13 protein-coding genes are annotated in these 22,333 nt (G+C 40.5%); 10 read left to right on the plus strand and 3 right to left on the minus strand.

All coding sequences use genetic code 11. The features are described 5' to 3' along the window. Positions 1 to 367: 367 nt before the first annotated feature. The 10 genes from IEY03_RS01860 to IEY03_RS01905 all read left to right on the plus strand — a co-directional run bounded on the left by IEY03_RS01860 (position 368) and on the right by IEY03_RS01905 (position 14,929). The gene (locus IEY03_RS01860) at positions 368 to 859 is read left to right on the plus strand and encodes a hypothetical protein (RefSeq protein WP_188840038.1); all 492 of its coding nucleotides are present in this window, start codon (positions 368 to 370) and stop codon (positions 857 to 859) included. A 137-nt stretch (positions 860 to 996) separates the two neighbouring features. After that, positions 997 to 2,529 (plus strand): DUF1254 domain-containing protein, encoded by a 1,533-nt coding sequence (locus IEY03_RS01865; protein ID WP_188839634.1) that lies wholly within the window; start codon positions 997 to 999, stop codon positions 2,527 to 2,529. A gap of 214 nt (positions 2,530 to 2,743) precedes the next feature. Then, complete coding sequence (locus IEY03_RS01870; RefSeq protein WP_188839635.1) at positions 2,744 to 3,193, plus strand: acyltransferase; 450 nt, start codon at positions 2,744 to 2,746, stop codon at positions 3,191 to 3,193. A 644-nt stretch (positions 3,194 to 3,837) separates the two neighbouring features. After that, positions 3,838 to 4,950: an agmatine deiminase gene (gene aguA / locus IEY03_RS01875; RefSeq protein WP_188839636.1), complete on the plus strand. Its 1,113-nt coding sequence runs from the start codon at positions 3,838 to 3,840 to the stop codon at positions 4,948 to 4,950. Positions 4,951 to 5,045: 95 nt separating this feature from the next. Continuing rightward, positions 5,046 to 6,749 (plus strand): amidase, encoded by a 1,704-nt coding sequence (locus IEY03_RS01880; protein WP_188839637.1) that lies wholly within the window; start codon positions 5,046 to 5,048, stop codon positions 6,747 to 6,749. Between the two features lie 183 nt (positions 6,750 to 6,932). After that, the gene (locus IEY03_RS01885) at positions 6,933 to 7,742 is read left to right on the plus strand and encodes a RecX family transcriptional regulator (protein ID WP_188839638.1); all 810 of its coding nucleotides are present in this window, start codon (positions 6,933 to 6,935) and stop codon (positions 7,740 to 7,742) included. A 189-nt stretch (positions 7,743 to 7,931) separates the two neighbouring features. Continuing rightward, positions 7,932 to 8,795 carry a tetratricopeptide repeat protein gene (locus IEY03_RS01890; protein WP_188839639.1) on the plus strand — a complete coding sequence of 288 codons (864 nt, stop codon included), beginning with the start codon at positions 7,932 to 7,934 and terminating at the stop codon, positions 8,793 to 8,795. A gap of 395 nt (positions 8,796 to 9,190) precedes the next feature. After that, positions 9,191 to 12,595, plus strand: a complete 3,405-nt coding sequence (locus IEY03_RS01895; RefSeq protein ID WP_188839640.1) for an EAL domain-containing protein — start codon at positions 9,191 to 9,193, stop codon at positions 12,593 to 12,595. 73 nt (positions 12,596 to 12,668) lie between these two features. Next, positions 12,669 to 13,355 carry a pseudouridine synthase gene (locus IEY03_RS01900; protein WP_188839641.1) on the plus strand — a complete coding sequence of 229 codons (687 nt, stop codon included), beginning with the start codon at positions 12,669 to 12,671 and terminating at the stop codon, positions 13,353 to 13,355. Between the two features lie 458 nt (positions 13,356 to 13,813). Continuing rightward, positions 13,814 to 14,929: an AI-2E family transporter gene (locus IEY03_RS01905; protein ID WP_188839642.1), complete on the plus strand. Its 1,116-nt coding sequence runs from the start codon at positions 13,814 to 13,816 to the stop codon at positions 14,927 to 14,929. A gap of 164 nt (positions 14,930 to 15,093) precedes the next feature. On the opposite strand, the gene IEY03_RS01910 is transcribed toward IEY03_RS01905, so the two are convergent. The 3 genes from IEY03_RS01910 to IEY03_RS01920 are packed head-to-tail and all read right to left on the minus strand — an operon-like array spanning position 15,094 to position 22,328. Then, positions 15,094 to 15,984: an MBL fold metallo-hydrolase gene (locus IEY03_RS01910; RefSeq protein WP_346055472.1), complete on the minus strand. Its 891-nt coding sequence runs from the start codon at positions 15,982 to 15,984 to the stop codon at positions 15,094 to 15,096. Positions 15,985 to 16,014: 30 nt separating this feature from the next. Beyond that, the gene (locus IEY03_RS01915) at positions 16,015 to 19,080 is read right to left on the minus strand and encodes an efflux RND transporter permease subunit (RefSeq protein WP_188839643.1); all 3,066 of its coding nucleotides are present in this window, start codon (positions 19,078 to 19,080) and stop codon (positions 16,015 to 16,017) included. Further along, positions 19,077 to 22,328: an efflux RND transporter permease subunit gene (locus IEY03_RS01920; protein ID WP_188839644.1), complete on the minus strand. Its 3,252-nt coding sequence runs from the start codon at positions 22,326 to 22,328 to the stop codon at positions 19,077 to 19,079. The genes IEY03_RS01915 and IEY03_RS01920 overlap by 4 nt, the downstream gene beginning before the upstream one ends. Between the last annotated feature and the right edge of the window lie 5 nt (positions 22,329 to 22,333).

Below are 22,333 nucleotides of genomic sequence, written 5' to 3' on the forward strand. Positions count from 1 at the left end.
AGCATTGCTTAAGGATATTGAGGGAATTGAATATAAAATTTGATGTTCGGGTGTGGTCAATAAATACACTGTGAACTTATGCCCTCCATATACGTGTGCCATCAGTAATACACTGTTTTATATTGAGGAATAAAAACGGCACAAAAAGCATCGATATTTTGAAATACACCTACTAAATTTTCATCCTTTTCTAATATTATTTAGCAATATATAAATGATTAGATGGTATCAATTGAGCCATGTTAGTAATGCTAGTGATCTTATTGTAAATAAAGAAGTTTAAGTCCTTAAAACTAGTGCAATATAACGATAACCCGAGTACTGTATACATATCAATCCTCACATCCACATCGAAATGACAAGGCCTATGAAAAACAAACTGATTATCGCTGTTTGTTTAGCAGCATTATCCAGCACCTCCGCGTATGCTATTAACGCAAAGTACAGAGAGCAACTTATCCGTTCCGGTTGCACTCAGGTTTCTGAGCGGCAAGGATGCGACATTACTAAGTCTAAAGCTGAAAACGCGAAGGCTGGTTTTGTGACTGAAGCGCCAGTTCAAGATGCTAATGTCAACGATATTACTTTTCACGCTACTGGCTCAGTCTCTTGCTCATTGGGAGATGCGCAGGGTTCATTGCAGTGTGAGTTCGGCGTCATTCGCACTACGCTTGGAAACGCGGAAGTGCATGTCACGCCTCCCGATGGGCTCAAGCGCATTTTAATTTTTTCGGGCGAGAAGGTGTCATCCGACCGCTACTCGACAGTGAAAGTAAGTAAAAAGCAAGATCTCTGGCTTATTGACGTGAATGACTACGAACATTATCAGATCTCAGATGCTATGATTTTTGGTGATTGAGTGGTATCTAATAAGTCGCTCAAGGTCGGGCTTGTCACTGGATTGTCTCAATCGACGCATCCTGTGTATATTATGCGCCGCTGGTGTCAGTCCCTTAGCTATGCAATGGATTATCTAATAAACATAAGGAAACGATAATGAAGTCAATACGAAGGGAAGCGCTGGTTGCTACAGCGCTTGCTTGCCTGCTGATGCTTAGCACATCAGGATCCGCCCAGACCACAGGGTTTGACGAACTGGCCAACTTGCCATTCGTTGAAAACAGGCCGACAGCGGAAACCGCACAGATCTTGCAAGATGAGCTACTTTTTCAGCGTGCCACCCAGACCTATCTCTGGGCAATGCCGCTGATCAACACGCTTGGGATGAAATATGGTTCGGAGAAAGTCTTCGGTGAAGGCTACAACGTCCTGCCAGTTTGGAAGCAGCGCCTCGACGCGAAGACGCTAGTAACGACCCCAAACTCAGATGTGCTTTACGCGATGAGCTATGTTGATCTTGGCAAAGATGGTCCGCTGGTATTTGAGGCACCACCTGGCCTACAGGGCATTCTACTCGATGCGTGGCAGCGACCAATTCCGGTCGATGGCGGTAATTTCTTTGGCGACGTTGGCCTACCTGGGCCTGATGCGGGTAAAGGCGGCAAGTTTCTCTTGCTGCCGCCGGGCTACAGCGGTGAGGTGCCGGAAGGCTATTTTGTCTATCGTTCGGCAACCAACAACGTTTTTGTCTTCTTACGTGCGTTCTATCAAGATCCGAATGATCTGACGCCTGCCGCCGAGCTGGTTGAACAGTCGAAGATCTATCCGCTCAACAATAAAGCGGGTGCTAGGCCAATGACATTCCCGAATGCCTCAGGTGTTCCGGCAAACATGCTGCCAGTTTCCGATAGCCATGCCTTCGACCAGCTCAAGCAATTGCTGGACAGTGAGGGCAGCCATTTAGCGAGCCCGGATGGACTCGGGATGCTGGCGTCCATCGGTATTATCAAAGGCTTGCCGTTCAACCCTGATGAGCATGAGCGGCAGATCCTCGATCGGGCTGCCAAGACGGCCTACAAGATGAGCCGTGTTGTCGGCTTCAAAGAAGTCGTCAATGGGCGTTCTTTACGTGTTTACCCTGACCGCGTCTGGCTTAATCCTATCGCCGAAGGGACACCGGAAAATCCGAGTGGGCCGTTTGACTTGGCCTGGGGCAGAAAAGCTGAGGGGTATATCGATCTCGACACTCGCATTTGGTTCTTCACCGATTACTACTCGCTTAGCCCAGGTATGATGTCGCAAATACCGGGCAAGGGCGCGAAATACATGATTGGCTTTACCGACAGTCAGGGGGTGTCCTTGACTGGCAGCAACAGCTATCAACTTAACTTGCCGGCCAATATACCGGCCGCCTTGTTTTGGTCGGTGACGCTTTACGAAGCTGAAAACGCCTCTGGTCTCGCTAATGGTAGGCCTTTCCCATCGCTCGGCTCGCGCGACAAGCCAGTGCAGAATGCCGATGGCAGCACGACTCTCTACCTCGGGCCGAAGGCTTTGGAAGGCAAGCAAGCAAACTGGCTTGCAACCGTACCGGGTAAAGGCTATTTCGCGATCCTACGGCTTTATGGACCAACAGAGGCTGCCATCGACAAGAGCTGGAAGCCTGGCGATATCGAAAAGGTGAAATAGCCTTTTAATCTCCGCTAACCATCGGTGAAGCTGTGCCTTTGACAGGGCTCGGCTTTACCGTGGCATACAAAAAATCCCTACCGAAAAAATACAAATTCCTATAGCATAAAAACCGATTAATTTGGTTGTGGCATAGAGCTAGACCAATTAGTGGTTTATGTTTTGCAAACAGCGTAAAGCAAAAATATTAAAACGTTAGGCATAAGGAATTATCATGCGAAGCTCATTGTCTCTTTCACAATATGTTAAGAAACGAAATGGGGTTCCTCTGGGCGCAAGCCACTCAATGAGAAATATGTTTGCACGTTCCTTAGGTGCTAAGTCTTTTCCTGTGTTTTGGTATTACTGGAACCCTATTTGGAGCTACTATTTGTCTCGTAACGTCATGAGACCACTTAACAAGTTTTTACCGAGCTCATTGGCTGTTTTCATCACATTTATCATCAGTGGCGCACTCCATGATTTGGCTGTTTCGCTGGTTAAGTGGAAAGCCGTTTTCTTTTTCACCCCATGGTTTGGCTTAATGGGGTTAATCGTTATAACCAGCACCAAATTAAGTGTTTCCTATGGGCATTTTGCTTGGCACACCAGAGCAACTATCAACGTTTTTATTATTGTTGTAACGCTGTGTTTAACATACGTAGTTGACGGCGTGTATGCCTAACTAATGACTAGGAGGCATCGACAACTTATCCAAGAAATATCTTAATATAATTTATCGACTGTAAATGCTGACTTTCTTGGGGTGCTATTTTTATTAGTTAATGATTTTAAAATGTGTAATCTTTTTTATGAGTGATTCTGTAGTTGTTATTTAGTGAATGCAGATTATCTCTTCTTTTGACTAAATAAGATAAACGTTGACTATTAGTGTTTTCTTTTTTTGAGGTGAGAGGCTTTGCATATGGATTGATTCAAACAATTTATCTGCTTATCTTTAAGCTCGCTTGAGCAAACCTTTTCTGTAAATCTATCTGTTAAGCCCAATATTTACCCGATAAAGACGTCTATTAACAAGGCGTCTGCAGTCTTGTTGAAATAATATCCTAAATTTATCTAGCCTTATAAATTCTTATCAATGTCTTACATTCAACTATTTAGCCCAAGCACTCATAAATGATATGATGTGTGGCTGTCTTAACTACGAATCCTAAGCTTAGCCAATAAATATGTGGCAATGTCGGTCTTACTTTTCGTATGATGATTGTAATCATTTGATTTAATGTATTGATATTTATTATTTTATTCTTTCGTCCTATGTTAGGACGCAGCCTTTTTAGTATTTCAGCATTACTGGAGACAAAGCTCATGACAAACATGAATGCGGATGCCGCTAAGTTATCGACTAAGCCATCTCAAGATGGATTTAGCATGCCCGGCGAATGGGCTCCGCAGCAAGCTGTGTGGATGATTTGGCCATATCGTCCTGATAACTGGCGCTCTGCTGGTGTTTACGCTCAGGCGACTTTTGCTAAGGTAGCCGATGCGATTGGTGCCGCAACTCCTGTTTATATGGGGGTTCCGCAGTCATTTCTGGTACAGGCAAAGACGGTTATGCCTGAGCATGTGACTTTGGTTGAAATAGAGAGTAATGATTGTTGGGCCCGTGATACAGGTCCTACGGTTGTAGTGAATGCCAAGGGCGAATGTCGTGGTATTGATTGGGGGTTTAATGCTTGGGGTGGGCATAATGGTGGCTTGTATTCACCATGGGATCAAGATGAGCAAGTTGCACAAAAGATGCTTTCTGTGCATGGTTTTGATCGTTATCAAACGCCGCTTATCCTAGAGGGCGGCTCAATTCATGTTGATGGTGAAGGTACCTGTTTGACCAGTGCTGAATGTTTGCTTAACAGTAACCGCAACCCAGACTTAACGCGTGAACAGATAGAAGCATTATTGTCTGAGTATTTAAATGTACAACAATTTATCTGGTTAGAAGAAGGCGTATATATGGATGAGACAGATGGACATATTGATAATATGTGCTGTTTTGCTCGTCCTGGTGAAGTTATTTTACACTGGACTGATGATAAATCCGATCCACAATATCCTCGTTCAAAAGCCGCGCTAGATGTATTACAAAATGCAGTTGATGCACAAGGTCGTAAATTAAAAATCCATCTATTACCTCAGCCAGGTCCTTTGTATTGTACAGCCGAAGAAGCGCAAGGTGTCGAACAGGGCACAGGTGTTCCACGTACGGCGGGTGAACGTTTGGCAGGTTCTTACGTAAACTTTTTAATTACCAACCAACGTGTTGTGTTCCCATTACTTGATCCTGCCACGGATGAAATCGCTGCCCAAAAACTACAGGATATTTTCCCAGAATATGAGATTGTTGGAGTACCTGCGCGTGAGATCTTATTAGGTGGCGGTAATATTCATTGTATCACCCAACAGATCCCTTCTGGGCAGTAAGTAAAATCTAAGGAGAACACAATGACCATTAATGGCGCTGTTTTTTCAATAAATTTGACTGTCAATACAATTGGCTTTCAATAAGAGGTCGTAACATGTTCGAAGTCACTGAGGTTTCTATTGCCGAGCTGCGTGCAGCCCTTGAGTCCGGTCGTACTACAGCAGTTGAATTGGTTAAGTCTTATTTATCACGGGTTGACGCTTATGATGGCCCGGCGACACAAACCAAGCTAAATGCGTTAGTGGTGCGAAATCCTGATGCCATAAAAGAGGCTGAAGCTTCTGATGCGCGACGTGCAATTGGCAAAGTACTCAGCCCACTTGATGGCATACCTTACACCGCCAAAGATAGCTATTTGGTTAAGGGGCTGACTGCTGCGTCAGGTAGTCCAGCGTTTAAGGATTTAGTTGCCCAATATGATGCTTTTGCCGTCGAGCGCCTTCGTGCCGCAGGTGCAATTTGTTTAGGTAAAACCAACATGCCTCCTATGGCAAACGGTGGCATGCAACGCGGTCACTATGGTCGCGCTGAAAGTCCATACAATGCTAACTACCTTACTGCTCCTTTCGCTTCAGGTTCCTCTAATGGCGCCGGGACTGGCACAGCGGCAAGTTATTCTGCTTTTGGATTAGCCGAAGAAACATGGTCAAGCGGTCGTGGGCCAGCATCAAATAATGGCCTGTGTGCTTATACTCCATCTCGCGGCGTCATTTCTGTTCGTGGAAACTGGCCGTTGACACCGACCATGGATGTTGTAGTGCCATATACCCGTACTATGGCTGATATGCTCGAAGTACTTGATGTTATTGTTGCTGACGATCCGATCACCCGAGGTGATCTGTGGCGCTTGCAACCTTGGGTTGAAATCCCTAAAGCTTCAAGCGTGCGTCCACAATCTTATTTAGACCTGGCAGCACAAGCTGACACTCTTAAAGGCAAGCGTTTTGGTGTGCCACGCATGTATATCAACAAAGATGAATTAGCTGGCACGAGTGAAAATCCGGGTATTGGCGGCCCTACAGGGCAGCGGATTAATACTCGTGAATCCGTGATAGCACTATGGGAAGCTGCTCGTCAAGCGTTGGAATCTGCTGGCGCAGAAGTCATAGAAGTTGACTTTCCGCTGGTGTCTAACTGTGAAGGGGATCGCCCAGGCGCACCGACAGTATTCAATCGCGGCATAGTAACCCCCGAATTTCTTGATGATGAATTATGGGCATTGTCTGGTTGGGCTTTCGATGAGTTTTTGCGTGCTAATAATGACCCTAAACTGAATAAGCTTGAAGATGTTAACGGTCATTTAATTTTCCCGCATGATCTAGGCACCTTGCCAAATCGTGAGGGGGATCTTGCTGCCGGTATGGATGAATATGTCAACATGGCCAAGCGTGGGCTAAAATCCTATAACCAAATCGATAGCATCCCAGATGGTCTGCGCGGCCTTGAGAAAACCCGTAAGCTTGATCTTGAAGACTGGATGGACGCACTCAAACTTGATGCAGTGTTGTTTCCTACCATGGCAGATGTCGGCCCTGCAGATGCGCATGTTAACCCTGCCTCGGCAGATATCGCTTGGAGCAACGGCATTTGGGTAGCCAACGGTAACCTGGCTATTCGCCACTTAGGTGTACCGACAGTGACCGTACCTATGGGGCTAATGGCTGATATTGGCATGCCTGCAGGGTTAACCTTTGCTGGCCGGGCATATGACGACAACAATTTGCTTAGGTTTGCAGTGGCTTTTGAGGCAACAGGTAACAAGCGTGTGATCCCTCCACGTACTCCAGTGCTGAAGTAAAAAGTATTAGGCGATGCACAGCGGGATTGGTTTATCAACCAATCCCGTTTTGGTATTTAAAATAAGCATCTCCTTAGTCTAAATAAGCTAGCGGAATGCTTATAATGGATATGTTAATAGTAGAAAATCTCCAGTAGAGTTCTGCTACACTGATGATTTACTGGATCGGTTAATTAATTCGTCATGCAGCACAAGCCATTACGTCAAGCCACCAACATAGATCAAGTTTTTAGTAATGCTTATTGGCACCTTGGTCAACAGGACTTTACCATTAGGGAGATCCGCACCAAGCTTGAACGAAAAACTGATAACCAACAGTGGATTGACACTGTCATCACTAAATTGGTTGAAGATGGCTATTTAAAAAATGACGTTCAATTTGCTATACGTTATTGCGAGTTAGCTTTTAGTAATGAGCTGGGTAAAAGCGCAATCAAACGTAAATTGCAAATACGCGGGATAGGCATCACAGATATCGATAATGCTATTGAGTTGGTGATGCAACAGCAAAATATTGATCCCTATGCACTAGCCACATCAAGGTTACTCAACAAATTTCCCACTTTTCAGCATACCAGCCGTGAAAAACTGTTCTCGCAAATGATGATGAAAGGATTTTCCCATGCTGAAATTGAACATGCATTATCACAACATCCCCAGCGTGAGTCACTACGAAGTAAGTTGGCGATAAAGGCTGATAAAGTCGACTTAAAGACTGAAATTATTAAGCTATATAAAAAAGGTAAGGGTAAAACATTAATATTACAGGAGCTAAAACAACGCCTGGTTGATATTAAACAATTTGAAGAAACGCTTTACCAATTAGGGTTAACAGATGAAGTTGATTTTTACTTGAGTTGTAAAAATGAACTGGTCAAAAAGCGATACGACCTATCCGATTATAAACAAAAGTCCAAAGCTTATGCTTATTTATCCCGTAAAGGCTTCGACAGCGATCAAATCAATCATGCCATGACTGATGATGAACAGTAACAGCTATTGCTTATACTGTTGATATTTAAAATAAAAAATCGCTTTATTAAACATGGTTAGGATGTCTTATTTTAAAGGCATGTAATTATTGCTGTTCGATAATGTCACATTTTTAATAGACAAAATTACTATAGACAAATGATATTTAAACCTCAATAGTAAAAGATTATTCAAAAATGGATTTTAATTATGAAAATAAATACTATTATTTTTAGTCTTTTGGTCAGCTTTTTTACTTTTACTCCAACACAAAGTGAAGCTAGTCAGCTTTCAGAATGTAATACCTCAGATTGTGTCGAATATTTTAAAGCATATCGAATTTTAACTAAGCGGGGTCATTCATCTGCAATGGCTATGCTGGGTGAACTTTATTATTCAGGTTATGGCACTGATAAAGATTTAGATATGGCGTTGAAATGGTATCGCCGAGCAGGAAAGTATGGTGTTTTAGATGCAAAATACAAAGCAGGAGTGATGTATCTTCAAGATACCCATTTAAAGGATATTGATGAAGGTATTGATTATTTAATCTATGCTTCAAAATTAGGGCACAGTCAATCTTCATTGTTACTGGGTAAATTATATTTAGGTGGAGGGATTGTTGAGCAGAACGTGAAACTGGCTGATGAATACCTATCACTAGCTTATGAAGAAAGAAATCAAGCAGCAATCCAATATGCTGAAACACTTTATTATCATGAGACAACTAAATCACTGCCTTTAGATAGTTTATATGCGCATGTTGCACAAGATATAGCCCAATTGGAACCTCAACGAGTAGAAGATGAACAAACAAAGGTAGCAGTAAACTTTCCAGAAGGCGAAATGGAAACTATTGATGTAATAAATGATTCCTTTGAAGATATGTTTCGTTCACACATCGCTCAATTAAACAATATGATTCCAGATACTGCAAAAGGTACAGGGTCAAATATAGCCGGCCAAACCTGTGGAAGAATGTGGGGATGCAGCAGCGAGGGTGATAGAGAACGAATTCAAGATATGATGTTGTCAGACTGGGGATTGAGAACTCTCCAGTTTAGGCTTGAATGATAATCATAATGCCAATATCCTTTTCGTTATTAATGACATAAGAATTATGTGACTTTGATTTTATAAAAAATCACAATCGTTCGCGAAATGGAACAAAAGCACGCAGTTTATTGTTGGATGAGGAGTTGAGATGTAATGTCTCAACTCTTTTTTATTGAGTAATGCCAGCTTGCGTAAATGAAAAGTCCAGTTTTCTAGTTAAATCGTTAGTAATCTATAAATTAAGCCCAATCTCGTGATTGATTTATACTATTATAAATTAATGAGATTTTACAAAGTCTCAACAATTTGCCAATTTCAAGCAGTTTTTGCTAATATAGTGTGGCGACACAATTATAATAAAAATAACAACTTATCCGTAATGTTTTTATGGAAAATCGTTACAGGAAATTTAAATGGGCATGTTTTCTAAAAATTCTAATCATTCCATTGTTAGTCATACTTTGGTATCTGTAGGGATCAGAATTTTAATCGTTATTTCTCTGGTAACCACTATCAGTTATTTCCATATTTTTTCAACTATGGAAGCAACTAAATTAGCAGAGTTCAAATCTCTTACTTTGGAAAGAGCTGCAAGAGAAAGTCAAATATTTTCCTTAGCTGAGGATAATCATGATTTGCTCAAAAACGCTATTCTTGATGCTTATCAACCACTAAATATCGATGGTAATAATAGTTTTTTTGAACAACAGCTGGTTGTGCAAGCAGATGGAGGGATACGAGTAAATCCGGAAACATTTGATGCAGCCAACAGTGCGGGAGTTTGGATAGCAAAAGATGTCGAGATTACCGATGAGTTGCAATACCGCGTCAGTATATTACATGGGCTTATTAGTGATTATGGCAAAAGTTGGCGTAATCGATTCATAAATACCTATGCATTTGGAATTGAAAACTTTGCTGCCATTTACTGGCCATCAATTGCTGATTTTACCTATCGCCTAGAAGCCGATTTTGATATTAGACTTGAAGAATATTTTGCCATATCCATAGAAGAGAATAATCCTCAGAAAGAAACGGTTTGGACGGGGGTATATCTTGATAAACAATCAGATATCTGGATGGTTTCTATTGAAACTCCAATTTATTACCAGCAACAACATATTGCTACCATCGGCAACGATATGTCTTTGGACGAATTATTTAAAAGAACCATTAATCAAGCACAACAAGGGGGATATAACCTGATTTTTAGGGAAGATGGCAGATTGATTGCTCACCAAAAATATGTTCAACAGTTAAAAGAATTCGATGGGAATTTTATTATTGAGCAAAATGGAGATGATGCTTTAAAGTCTATTTATGAAACCGTCATTAATGCTAAAGATAAATCGCAAATAATCGAACTTCCTTCAATCGATGCTTATTTAATGGTAAGCAAATTAAAAGGGCCTGCTTGGTACTACGTGAGTGTTATTCCCAAATCACTTGTCAGCAACGTCGCTTCAAATACCGCTATCATTGTCTTTATATCCGGCTTTATCGCACTGATAATCGAATTACTTGTTTTGTTTATTGTGATGAAACAAAAGATCACTCGACCTTTATCTGAACTTAATCGCGCCACATTAGCATTAACACAAGGTTTACAAGCTCAGCATATTGATGAAGAGCGTCCTGACGAGTTAGGACGTTTAGCAAGATCCTTTAATCTCATGAACCAAAATTTGATCAAACGGGATAAACAGCTTGCCAACGCAAATCACATATTAGAACAACAATTACAGCAGATACAATTAAGCCAAGACAGTTTAACTAACGCCCAGGCCATCGCACGTTTGGGAAGCTGGCAATATGACACCACCACGCATAAATTAACGGTTTCTGAGCAATTAATATTGTTACTGCAGTTGACCCCATTGCAAGTAGAAGAGCTTGATTTAAAGACATTGTTTAATCTTTTAAACAACAGTGAACTTGATGAAATTATTGATGTTTACCAGTGTTTTGTTACCGAGGGAAAAGCGTTTACGATTATCCATGAGGTAAGCGATATTAATCATCCCCAAGATACAAAATATGTACACTCAACTGGGCAAGCTAGTGAGGATGGGCGAGTGCTAACAGGCACAGTGCAAGATATTACTGAGCAGCACAAAGCAGAACAAGCAAAAATTGAAAGTCAGAAATTATTTAACAATGTTTTTGAAAACTCCACTATCAGCATGGCAGTTGTCAGTTTAGATGGACGGATACAACAAGCTAATAGCACAATCTGTAAAACCTTTGGTTACACAGAAGATGAAATTTGTCAGCTGAATTATATCGATTTATTGCCTGCCGACGAACGCAGTGGCGGTACCGGCGAGTTAGAAATTATTAAAAATGTGACATTACCTTCTTACGATACAGAGCGGATACTGGTATGCAAAGATGGTACTGAACTATACTGCTATATTAATGTATTTGTTCAAAAAAATGCCCTTGGGATATCTGATTACATATTTATTCAATGCATAGATATTAGTTTAAGAAAACAAGCTGAAGTTAAACTCAATCAATTAGCATTTCATGACCCTCTGACAAACTTAGCCAATAGAACGTTATTTATAGAGTTTTTAACAAAAGCCATTAAACAGTACCAACGCAATCCTAAATACAATTTTGCTTTATTGTTTCTTGATCTTGATGGCTTTAAATTGGTCAATGACAGTTTAGGACATCTAGAAGGTGATAAATTACTTGTCGGCATTTCAGAAAGACTGAATCACGTTATTCGTAACTCTGATACGTTAGCAAGATTTGGTGGCGATGAATTTTGTGTATTAATGGAATATATTAATGATGAAAAACAGGTAATTGAATTGGCTCAACGGATTAATACAGCCCTTTCTGAGCCTTTTTTATTAAAAAAAGAGTCGGTTATTACCAATGCCAGTATAGGAATTGTGCTTGCTAATCCATCTTTGATGGATGCCCAAGATTATCTACGTGATGCAGATAGTGCTATGTACCATGCAAAACATAGTGGTCGAGGCAGTTATGCGGTATTCAATGCTGATATGCATAAAATGGCAAAGGAGCAGTTAAGGCTGCGAAATGAAATGAGCAAGGCATTGGATGATAAGCAACTTGTTGCGTATTTTCAGCCTATTATAAATGCTGGGACTGGCCAGATTTATGGATTTGAAGCGCTTGTTCGTTGGTTTCATCCTCAGAAGGGATTGATTGCTCCTGACAACTTTTTACGTATGGCAGAAGAAATTGGCCGAATAGCAGAAATTGATTATTTTGTGATAGATCAAGCAATTGAACAAATAGTTAAATTGCGTAAATTGCTCAACAGGGATGATTTATCCATCAGTTGTAACGCTTCTAGTGAGCTATTGTCTACTTATCAAGTTGTTGAAAAACTGAATAAAATTTTAGTTAAATATAAATTACCTCCGCACTGTTTCAATATTGAAATAACTGAGAATGTATTAATCAATGATCCTGAATTGACTATGAAAATTTTACATCAGTTAGAAGCACTTGGAATAAATATTCACTTAGATGATTTTGGTTCAGGCTATTCATCACTGAGTTATTTGCATCGTTTCCCTATCCATAATATAAAAATCGACAGGAGTTTTGTTAACAGATTATTGGATAATGAAAAAGACCATGCGATTGTTGAAAGTATTTCATTACTTGCTAATAGACTTGGTATAGGAGTTACCGCTGAAGGTGTTGAAAATATTTTGCAATATCAGGCGTTAAAACAAATTGGTATAGCAAGAACCCAAGGCTATTATCATGGAAAACCAATGGAGCAAGCTGCTGCATACGAGCTGTTAACTGCTGAAAGCATGCGGTAATAATAAGTGACTAGAGCAGAGCCATTCACTAATCTAATTGGAATATCTTTTAACCTCTATAGTGATGGGTCACATGCGGCTTGATAAATTTGTTTTAAAAAGTACTCGATTAACAAAATCTGAGGTAATGACCCAAATTAGTGAAGGTCATGTCTCCGTTAATGGCGTGATAGAAACACGAGTACATTGTCAGGTACACGAAGATAACAAGATAGAACATAATGGCATATTATTGGTTACCCGACCGTTTCGATATATGTTAATGCATAAGCAAACGCATACCCTGAGTTCTAACCTCGATGGTCATTATCCCTCGTTGCTGACGGGACTATCCATAGCTGATAAAGATGAGTTGCATATAGTTGGGAGACTAGATGCTGATACAACAGGCCTGGTTTTATTAACCGATGATGGACGTTGGTCTTTTAATATTACCCGCCCAGAGCGTGACTGCCCGAAAGTATATAGAGTGGTATTAGCAAAGCCTATTAATGATGAGGCGGTTAAAAAATTACAGCAAGGCTTGTTATTACAAGGAGAAACTAAGCTGACATTAGCGGCAAAAGTAGACATCGTTAATGAGTATGAAGTGAAATTGACCATCAGAGAAGGGCGTTATCATCAAGTCAAAAGAATGTTTTTTGCAGTAGGCAACCGGGTGAATAAACTGCACCGCGAACAAATTGGCCAAATCGTACTCGATATTCCAGCCGGAGAATGGCGGCTATTAACCCATGATGAAGTGGAGTTGCTTAGCTAGTGGTGGCATGTTTCAAAGCTAATAGTGATTAAATTTCCAATAATTTCATATCGCACATAAGCCTATCGATATTGCTGTAAATAGCCGCAATATTCATCTCAAAAAATCCATAGTTTATTTAAGGTTAACGATGTGAGATTTTGTTCGTTTAAAGGTGAATTTATCATTTTTAGATAAACAATATATGTTGTACAGTACTGCAAGTTATTGATGGTTATTATAAATATTATTTTTGCATGGAAAAGTATTCAATTTCCAGCTACTTTATATGCATCTCTACGAAGTAAAAGATGTTATAGCATTGATTACTCAATTTGTATTACCAAGAGGCTACTTGATTTTAAAGCTACCCTAAAAATTAACATTAAGATGGTACGGTATCCGTTATACACTTCAGGCAAGGATAGAGTTGTCGAAAAATTATTTAATAAACTCAAAATTAACCAAAGGATTGAGAGATGAATTCAAAAAATGATTTTGCATCAGGTGCTTTTACCCATGCCGTAATTGATGCAGCAATTAAGGTCGCTATGGTATTTGTAATGGTAATTTGGTGTTTTCAAATTATCAGACCATTTTTAATGCCCATTCTATGGGGAGGCATTATTGCTATTGCCCTGTATCCTATCGTGATGATGTTAGCCACTAAGTTTAAAATTTCTATCGGTAAATCAAGTTTAGTAGTGACTCTGTTGGCATTGTCATTACTTATTGTTCCTAGTGTGATGTTTTCTGAAGCATTAGTATCAGGTACAACTGATTTTGTATCAGAAATTAAAGAGGGCACATTTGTCATTCCACCACCAAAAGATTCGGTGGCTGAATTACCGTTAGTAGGTAAAAAACTGCATGAGTTTTGGTTGCATTTATCTGTAGATTTGCAAGATGTGATTCAAGAGAATAAAGAATATATCGCGAGCTTTTCGACATCAGCCGCATCAGCGATAGGGAGTTTTGGTTTAACCGTTTTACAATTCATTATTTCGATCGTGATTGCTGGCGTATTTATGAAGAATGCTGATGGTTCTGGCCAAATGTTTTATAAAATAGCGGTCAAATTAGCAGGAAAGCACGGCAATGAATTTGCCTCACTTGCAGTAGCCACTGTACGCAGCGTAGTGCAAGGCGTTATAGGTGTCGCCTTTATTCAATGCATTTTAGCCGGTATTGGTATGGGACTGGTTGGTGTGCCAGGCACAGGGATTTGGATGTTGTTGGTGTTAATTTTAGCCATTGTTCAATTACCGGCGTTAATTGTATTAGGGCCGATTATCGCCTATGTATACACGGTTGAAAGTTCAACTGTTGCGACAATATTTATGATTTGGAGTTTGGTGGTTGCCACCAGCGACACGTTCTTAAAGCCGATTTTAATGGGTCGTGGTGTGGATATTCCAATGCTAGTGATTTTACTCGGTGCAATTGGCGGTATGTTACTTTCAGGTATTGTGGGCTTATTTGTTGGCGCTGTGGTATTAGCATTAAGCTATAAATTGTTCTCTGCATGGTTGGTCATCGAAACAACCGAAAAGCAAGTGGGATCTGCTAACGAAACTGGCAAATCTGAGGCTTAAGGATTGACTCGTTTACTATGAATGTCTTGTTTTAGTTAGTGTAAGACTAAGGTGACATGACAAAGCTTGCTGTATTGATGATTTAATCATCCCATGAAAAATATCAACAAAATGGCCAATCTATTGATTGGCCATTTTTATGTTTGCGAGTCATCTATATAAAGTTATAAATCTTTGTAGAGAGTATCTATCCATTTGTCTTCATTAATAAATGCCCAACTCCAAGTTTTATACTGTTCGGGTAGCCCCATCTTTTTTATGTCCTGCAAACTGTGGCCCTGATCTTTATGTGCTTTCATCCAATTTATACTGTCATCCAACATATGCTTGAATTTCAATAAATCGCTTTTATTGGCTAAGTCACCATGACCAGGAATAATTTGCACATTATCATCAATTTTTGCGATCACGGCTGCAACATTATCTCGATAACCCATTACTGAACCGCCACCATCTAAATCAACATAGGGAAACCTATCTTTAAAGAACAGATCGCCCATATGAATGACATTGGCTTTTTCCCAACGCACAACACTGTCACCATCGGTATGACCTGGGCCTAAGTGAAACACATCTAAGGTGTCTTGATTAAAGTGAATCGAAATATGATCAGAGAATGTGATAACCGGTAATGCACTGGATGGTGTTTTACTGTCAGATGATAAACGTTTTAGCACATTATGATGAGCCACTATGGTCCCTTTTTCACCAAAGTGAGCATTACCACCTGTATGATCACCATGGTAATGGGTATTGACTATGTATTTGGGCATACCAGCTTGGAGCATATTAAGAGAAGCGGTAATTTTATCTGCCAGCGGCGCAAATTGGTCATCAATAATCAATAATCCATCCGTGCCAACTGAGACGCCAATATTGCCGCCCGCGCCGACAAACATATAGGTTGATTCCGTCAACTGGGTGGATGTGATTGCGACATCTTTAAATCTATCATCAGCAACACTTTGTCCCGCTAACGTCATTCCAACAATAAGAGCACAAGTTGATATGTTTTTTAAACGTTTATTTCTATTAGCTAAAGTATTAAATAACATGATTTATCCTAAAGTTAATTTGCAATATAACTACACAGTCCAAGGTAGCAGTTTTTTGGCAAATTTGTCAGCGAGGCCCAATCTAATCGCCGCGTTATGACGCAAAATATACAGTCCTTGGTAACACAATGGCACTAAATATAAGCTTGTTATGGTGGAGAAGGTGAGTCCGCCAATAATTGCTATCGCCATTGGTGAGTATGGTGGACCACCACCGCCGATTTGAGTATCTCCCATCGCTAAGGGCACTAATCCCAACACGGTAGTCGCAACCGTCATTAACACGGGGCGCAAACGCGTGATGCACACATTGATTATCGTATCTGACAACTTATCAAGTCCTGGAGTCATTTGATTAATTTGGTCTACTAACACAATGCCATTATTAACTACGATCCCCATTAGAATAAGGATCCCTATCATAGACATTACTGACATGGGGGTAGCTGTTATCCATAATGCCCAAAACACCCCTGTGATAGAGAATAGGATTGAAGTAATAATTGCAGTTGGCAGTAATAATGACTCAAACAATGCCGCCATAACGATATAAATCATTACGATTGCCAGTAGCATGTTAACTGCCATGATAGATTGATCTTCATCCTGACGTTCAAACCCGCCACGCAATGAATAGTCATAACCATAGGGAAAATTAATAGAATCCATTACCCGAGAGATTTGCTTTTGCGCCTCTTCGGTTGTCATATCATCTAAATTAGCACCTATGGATAACGCGGTTTGGCGATTGTAGTGTTTGATACTGTCAAAGCGCGGCACTATGTTGATTTGCGCTAAGCTATCTAAGGTATACACACGATTATCTTTACGTAATATTGGCAGCTGTTTTAAGCGCTCTAATGAATATTGCCATGATTTATCGTACGCAAGTTCAATTCTTAATTCGCCTGACGGGTCATGTCGAAATGATCTTAATGGTGTGCCTCTTAGTGCTAAGGCAATACTAGAAGCCACTTCATTAAGTTTAACGTCAAGCCTTGCAGCCATTTCACGATCAACTATCACTACCACTTCCTGCTGTGCACTATTCACTTCGGAGCGAACATCGACTAAGCCTTCAATATCGTTTAATAAGGGCACAACTTGATTACTTAAACGAATAAGCTCAGAAGTGGAACGGCCGGTTAAAGTGACTCTGACACCATTTTGATCGTTACCCCAACCAAATTGCGGTGTGGCTATCGAGAACTTAGGAAATCCTTCACGGATATTCTTCTTGAGTTCTTTCATGTCGATATCAAGATCTTTTTGCAAAATGATGGTGGATTGCACATCGTGAGGTGCGTAATAGCTGTAAACCGCATCGATGTGAAACTTATCTTTATTGGCATATAAATAAGCTTCCATTTCAGATACTAAGGCTTCAGTCACTCGCAGGGCATGTCTGCCTTCTAACTGATAATTAATATAAAGGCGATCATTGCCTTCACCGTCACCTTGATCTTGTTGCACCATAGATAAAGGTAAAGCGGTTGAAACCAATATCAACACAGAAATGAAGGCTGAACGTTTAGGTCTTGCCAATACCCAGGTCAAACTATGGTGGTAAAATGAGGCTAATTTTCCTTTTTTTTCATTTAGATCAATATCAAAGTGAAATGTGTTTAACATTAATGGAATTAGTGTTTTAGCCACCAACAATGATGCGGCTAACGAGATACAAATGGCGATAGCCACATGCTCAAGGAAGATAGTAAGTTGTACCTTCACTCCAAAAATATTAGGTAAAAATACAATAGCTGTGGTCAAAGTACCTGCTAATACGGCCAGGGATACTTTATCTACTCCGGCTAATACTGCCTTTTCATTGGCTTTAAGCTGCTTAGTGTCATCGATATGACCCGCTTGTTTTTCCTGTAACACACTTTCTGTTACTACGACGGCATTATCAATTAGCATACCGACAGCGAGTAATAATCCCATCATCGACAGAATGTTTAGGCTGTAGCCAAGAAAATACATCCCCGCTAATGTCATACAAAGTGAGATAGGCACAGATGAAACCACCACTAGGGTCATCTTCAAATTGCGTAAAAACAGATACAAGACACCAAATGATAGTAGGGCCCCTAGCAAACCTGATAACAATAAATCTTGTAGTGAGGATTTAACCCCAAAGGCCTGATCTTCCATAATAAACAGTTTAACGCCGTTAAATTGTTTATCTTGTTTTGTCAGCTCGATAACTTTCATCACTCGGTCAGAGACTTCAACTAAGTTCGCACCTGATTCTTTAAATACATCCACACCTACAGCATATTTTTGGTCTAGATGACGGCCTTCAATTTTTTCTGGTAAAGCAAAATGAACTTTAGCAATATCACCTAGGGTGATCCCTGGAATAAGAACTAAATTATTGATGTCATCAAGGTTGGTAAATTCTCCTTTGGGCGAGACTTGGAAAACATGACCATCACTTTTTAAGGTACCCGCATTAATAACAAAGTTTTGCGCTAGTAAACGACTTTGTAAGATTTGATTATTGATGCCACTGGCAATTAACTTGTCGGCATCAATTCGAATATCAATCTGTTTTTGCTCTACGCCATACAGAGTGACCTTTGATACGCCATCAACGCGCTCTAGAGGCTTACGTAGCTGTTTATCCAGCAAATCAAAGGCATTAGAAAGCTCTTTTTCGCTAGAGATACGAATTGTCAGTACAGGCATGTCAGCGGTTGAAAACTGCTGAATAATTACGCGCTCTAAATCTTTGGGTAATAAATGCCTGACTGAATCAATTTTCTCACGTGCTTCTAGGCTTTTAGTGGCAACCTTTTCTCCCCACTTAAGGTTTAGCTGGATAAAGGCGCCATCTTGGGTGGAATCTGAATGTAATTCTTCAATGCCTCCAATAGTGGCAAGCGCTTCTTCAAGCACCTTAGTGATGTCCCGTTCAACTTCAGCAGGGCTAGAGCCTTTATAAGGCACTTGCACCATGATTTGTGGAATATCAATACCTGGAAACATCTCTAGCGGTAACATTCTGCTAGCCGCCATACCAAACAACATGATTGCAACAAAAAACATGCTGGTGGTTACGGGGCGCTTTAACGCAAGATTAGTGATGTTCATATGCTTGCCTCCGCAGCAGTCGATAATTCTGCAGGGACAGTGTAAGTTTTACGATCGAATAAACCGTATAAGCATGGAATAACCAGTAAGGTAAGTAAGGTAGACAGAAGTAAACCAAAAATAACGGTAATCGCCATTGGCGCTCTAACTTCGCTACCGTCACCCATTCCTATCGCCATTGGTAATAAACCTAATGCCGTGGTCAGTGTAGTCATAAGAATAGGGCGTAAACGTGATTTGGCGGCCTGTTCGATGGCATTTAATTTATCCATACCATCTAGACGTAATTGATTGATCCTATCAACCAACACAATGGCATTGTTAACCACAATACCCGCCAACATAATTAAGCCAATAAATACCACAACACTTAAGTGAGTGTTGGTAATAAATAAACCCAGAATACTACCAGCCACAGCCATAGGAATTGCGATTAAAATAAATAATGGGTGCAGAAGTGATTCAAACTGACTAGCCATAACTAAATAAACTAAGAATATGGCTAACACTAAGGCAATTTTCAATGAGTTGAATGAATGTTCCATCTCTTCATTTTGACCACCAAAGTTAGTTTGAATTGATGCAGAGAACTGCTGTTGAGCCAATATTAGTTTAGCTTCTGCTACCGCATCACTTAAGTCACCAAAGCCAAGGTTTGCAGATACAATTGCCACGCGTTGCTGACTTATGCGGTTAATCGCAGAAGGGCCTACTTGTAATTGAATGTCCGCGACAGCACTTAAAGGGATTGGTTGTGAACTATTTGGATTGATGATGAGTGCATCAATGTCAGATATTTGATCGCGCTCTGATAATTCACTGCGAACCAAAATATCCACTTTACGGTCACGAACAGTATATTGACTCGCAACAGTACCACCGACGCGCTGGGCTATTCGTGCGGCAACTGTTGGTGCATCCATACCTAGCGCGGCAAGTCTTTGATGATCAAATTGAATACTGATCTCAGGCTGTCCATCACGTAAGCTAGTATTCAAATCTGTAAATCGTGACGATTGAGCAAGGGCATCCACCAGCTTATCAGCGCTGCTTTTTAATTGCGCTAAATCGTAGCCTGATAATTCAATTTCTAATGGCGTTTTAAAGCTAAATAACTCTGGTTGCTCAATTTTTGCATCTAGTTCCGGGATCCTTTTGGCTGCTTGTCGCAATATAGATGCGACAGATTCAAACGCGGTAGGATGTGTCAGTACAACCTGAAGTCTACCCCAGTTTTCTCCGCCTCTCGCTGTGTCAGAGGTCATCAGACCGCCACTACCGGCTTGGCTAAAGGTGTGCTTTACATCAGGATTGTCAGTAATCGTCAGTGCCAGTTGTTGTAGCACTTTATCGGTTTCGCTGACTTCTGTGCCTGGAGGTAATAACAGTTCAACATAAAACTCGCCCTGGTTCATCGGTGGGATCAATTCCATCCCTAATTTTGGCAGCAAACTACCTGCACCTAGGGTAATACCCAGTGCGACTAGTAATGTCAGAACTTGATGTTTGAGCACATTATCGAGCAAATGGTCGTACACTTTGGCTAATGCGTTATAACCATAGTTAAATACTGTTGCCAGAGGGCGCATAATAAGGCCGAATAACCAACTGACAAATCGAACCATCACAATTCCGAAGGTGAGTAAACCCGCAGGAATATATCGGAAAAGTAATTTAAACGGCCAACTAATCACTGCAAGAGTGTAATAGCGCACTTTTTCAAATCGAGTTGTTGGCTTAACTTGAGGTTGAACTTCTGTCGATGGCGGCAGACTTTTAAATCCCTGACGCGACGCTAACATCGGGATGGCTGTTAATGCGATAAATAGTGATGCAAGTAAGGCAAAGGTCACGGTGAGTGCTTGGTCGGAAAACAAGGCGCCGGCAATGCCGTCAACAAACACTAAAGGAACAAAAACCGCCAATGTTGTGAGGGTAGATGCCACAATTGCACCAGAGACCTCTTGGCAACCAGCAATTGCTGCCTGCATTTTACTTAAGCCCTGAGACTGGTATCTGTCGATATTTTCGAGTACCACAATCGCGTTATCAACCAACAACCCAATTGCTAATGCTATACCTCCTAAAGACATAATATTGAGACTAATATCAGCAAAGTACATCATGTTAAATGTGGCAATAACTGAGAAGGGGATTGAGATAGAAATAATTAACGTTGCTAAGATATTACGTAAAAATAAGTAAATCACTAACATGGCTAATATGCTACCAATTAGGGCTGATGATGTGACCTCATTCACGGCACTTTCAATAAACTCAGATTGGTCATAAATAATGTTAAGCTGTTTATTTTCATCAGCCTGATTAATTTTGTCTAATTCTGCTTGCAATTTTTTTGCTACAGTAACCGTATTAGCATCACCTTCTTTATAAATAGCGAGTTCGATAGACTCAACGGCACCAATTCGAGTTATATCGCTACGTTCTTTATATGCGTCACTGATTTGTGCTACTTCGCTTAAGCGAACTAAAGTCTGTCCATCACGAAAAATGATAACATTTCCTAACTCTTCCAGTGAATTAAATTGATTCAAGGTTCTGACTAAATACTCTTTATCGCTTTGAATCACTTTACCTGCAGAAAGGTTAATGTTCTCTTGATTGATCCTTTGTTTAATATCATCAGCGTTTAAGTTTAATTGGGCGAGTTTTTGCTGATTCAGTAAAATATGAACTTCTTGTTCAAGACCGCCTGATAATCTGACCGCAGCAACACCTGAAAGGGCTTCTAAGCGACGTTTTAATTCTTCTTCAGCAAATGTACGCATTTGCTTAAGGTTAGTCTCAGTTGCATCAGGCACTGAAAACGCTAAACGCATAATTGGATCAAGGTTTGGGTTGAACCTTAATAACAGCGGTTTATTGATATCTAGTGGTAGTTCAATCGTGTCCAGCTTTTCACGTACTTCGAGGCTTGCCATATCCATATTGCTGCCCCATTCAAACTCAAGTACCACATCAGACATACCTGAGCGAGAGATAGAGCTAATTTTTCTTAAGCCCTTTACAACACCAACAGCTTCTTCGATGGGTTTGGAAACCAGTTGCTCAATTTCAACGGGTGCTGCGCCATCATAAGCGGTACGAATAGTCACACTAGGGTAGCTCAAATCGGGTAGTAACATGACTGCGAGTCGGCTAAATCCGACCATGCCAAATAGCATAACTGCAAGCATGAACATCCAAACCGTCACAGGACGATTAACAGAAGTTTTAATGATTGACATAAAAT

The organism is Shewanella aestuarii, assembly GCF_014647215.1.
In the GTDB taxonomy this organism is placed as follows: Bacteria; Pseudomonadota; Gammaproteobacteria; order Enterobacterales; family Shewanellaceae; genus Shewanella; species Shewanella aestuarii.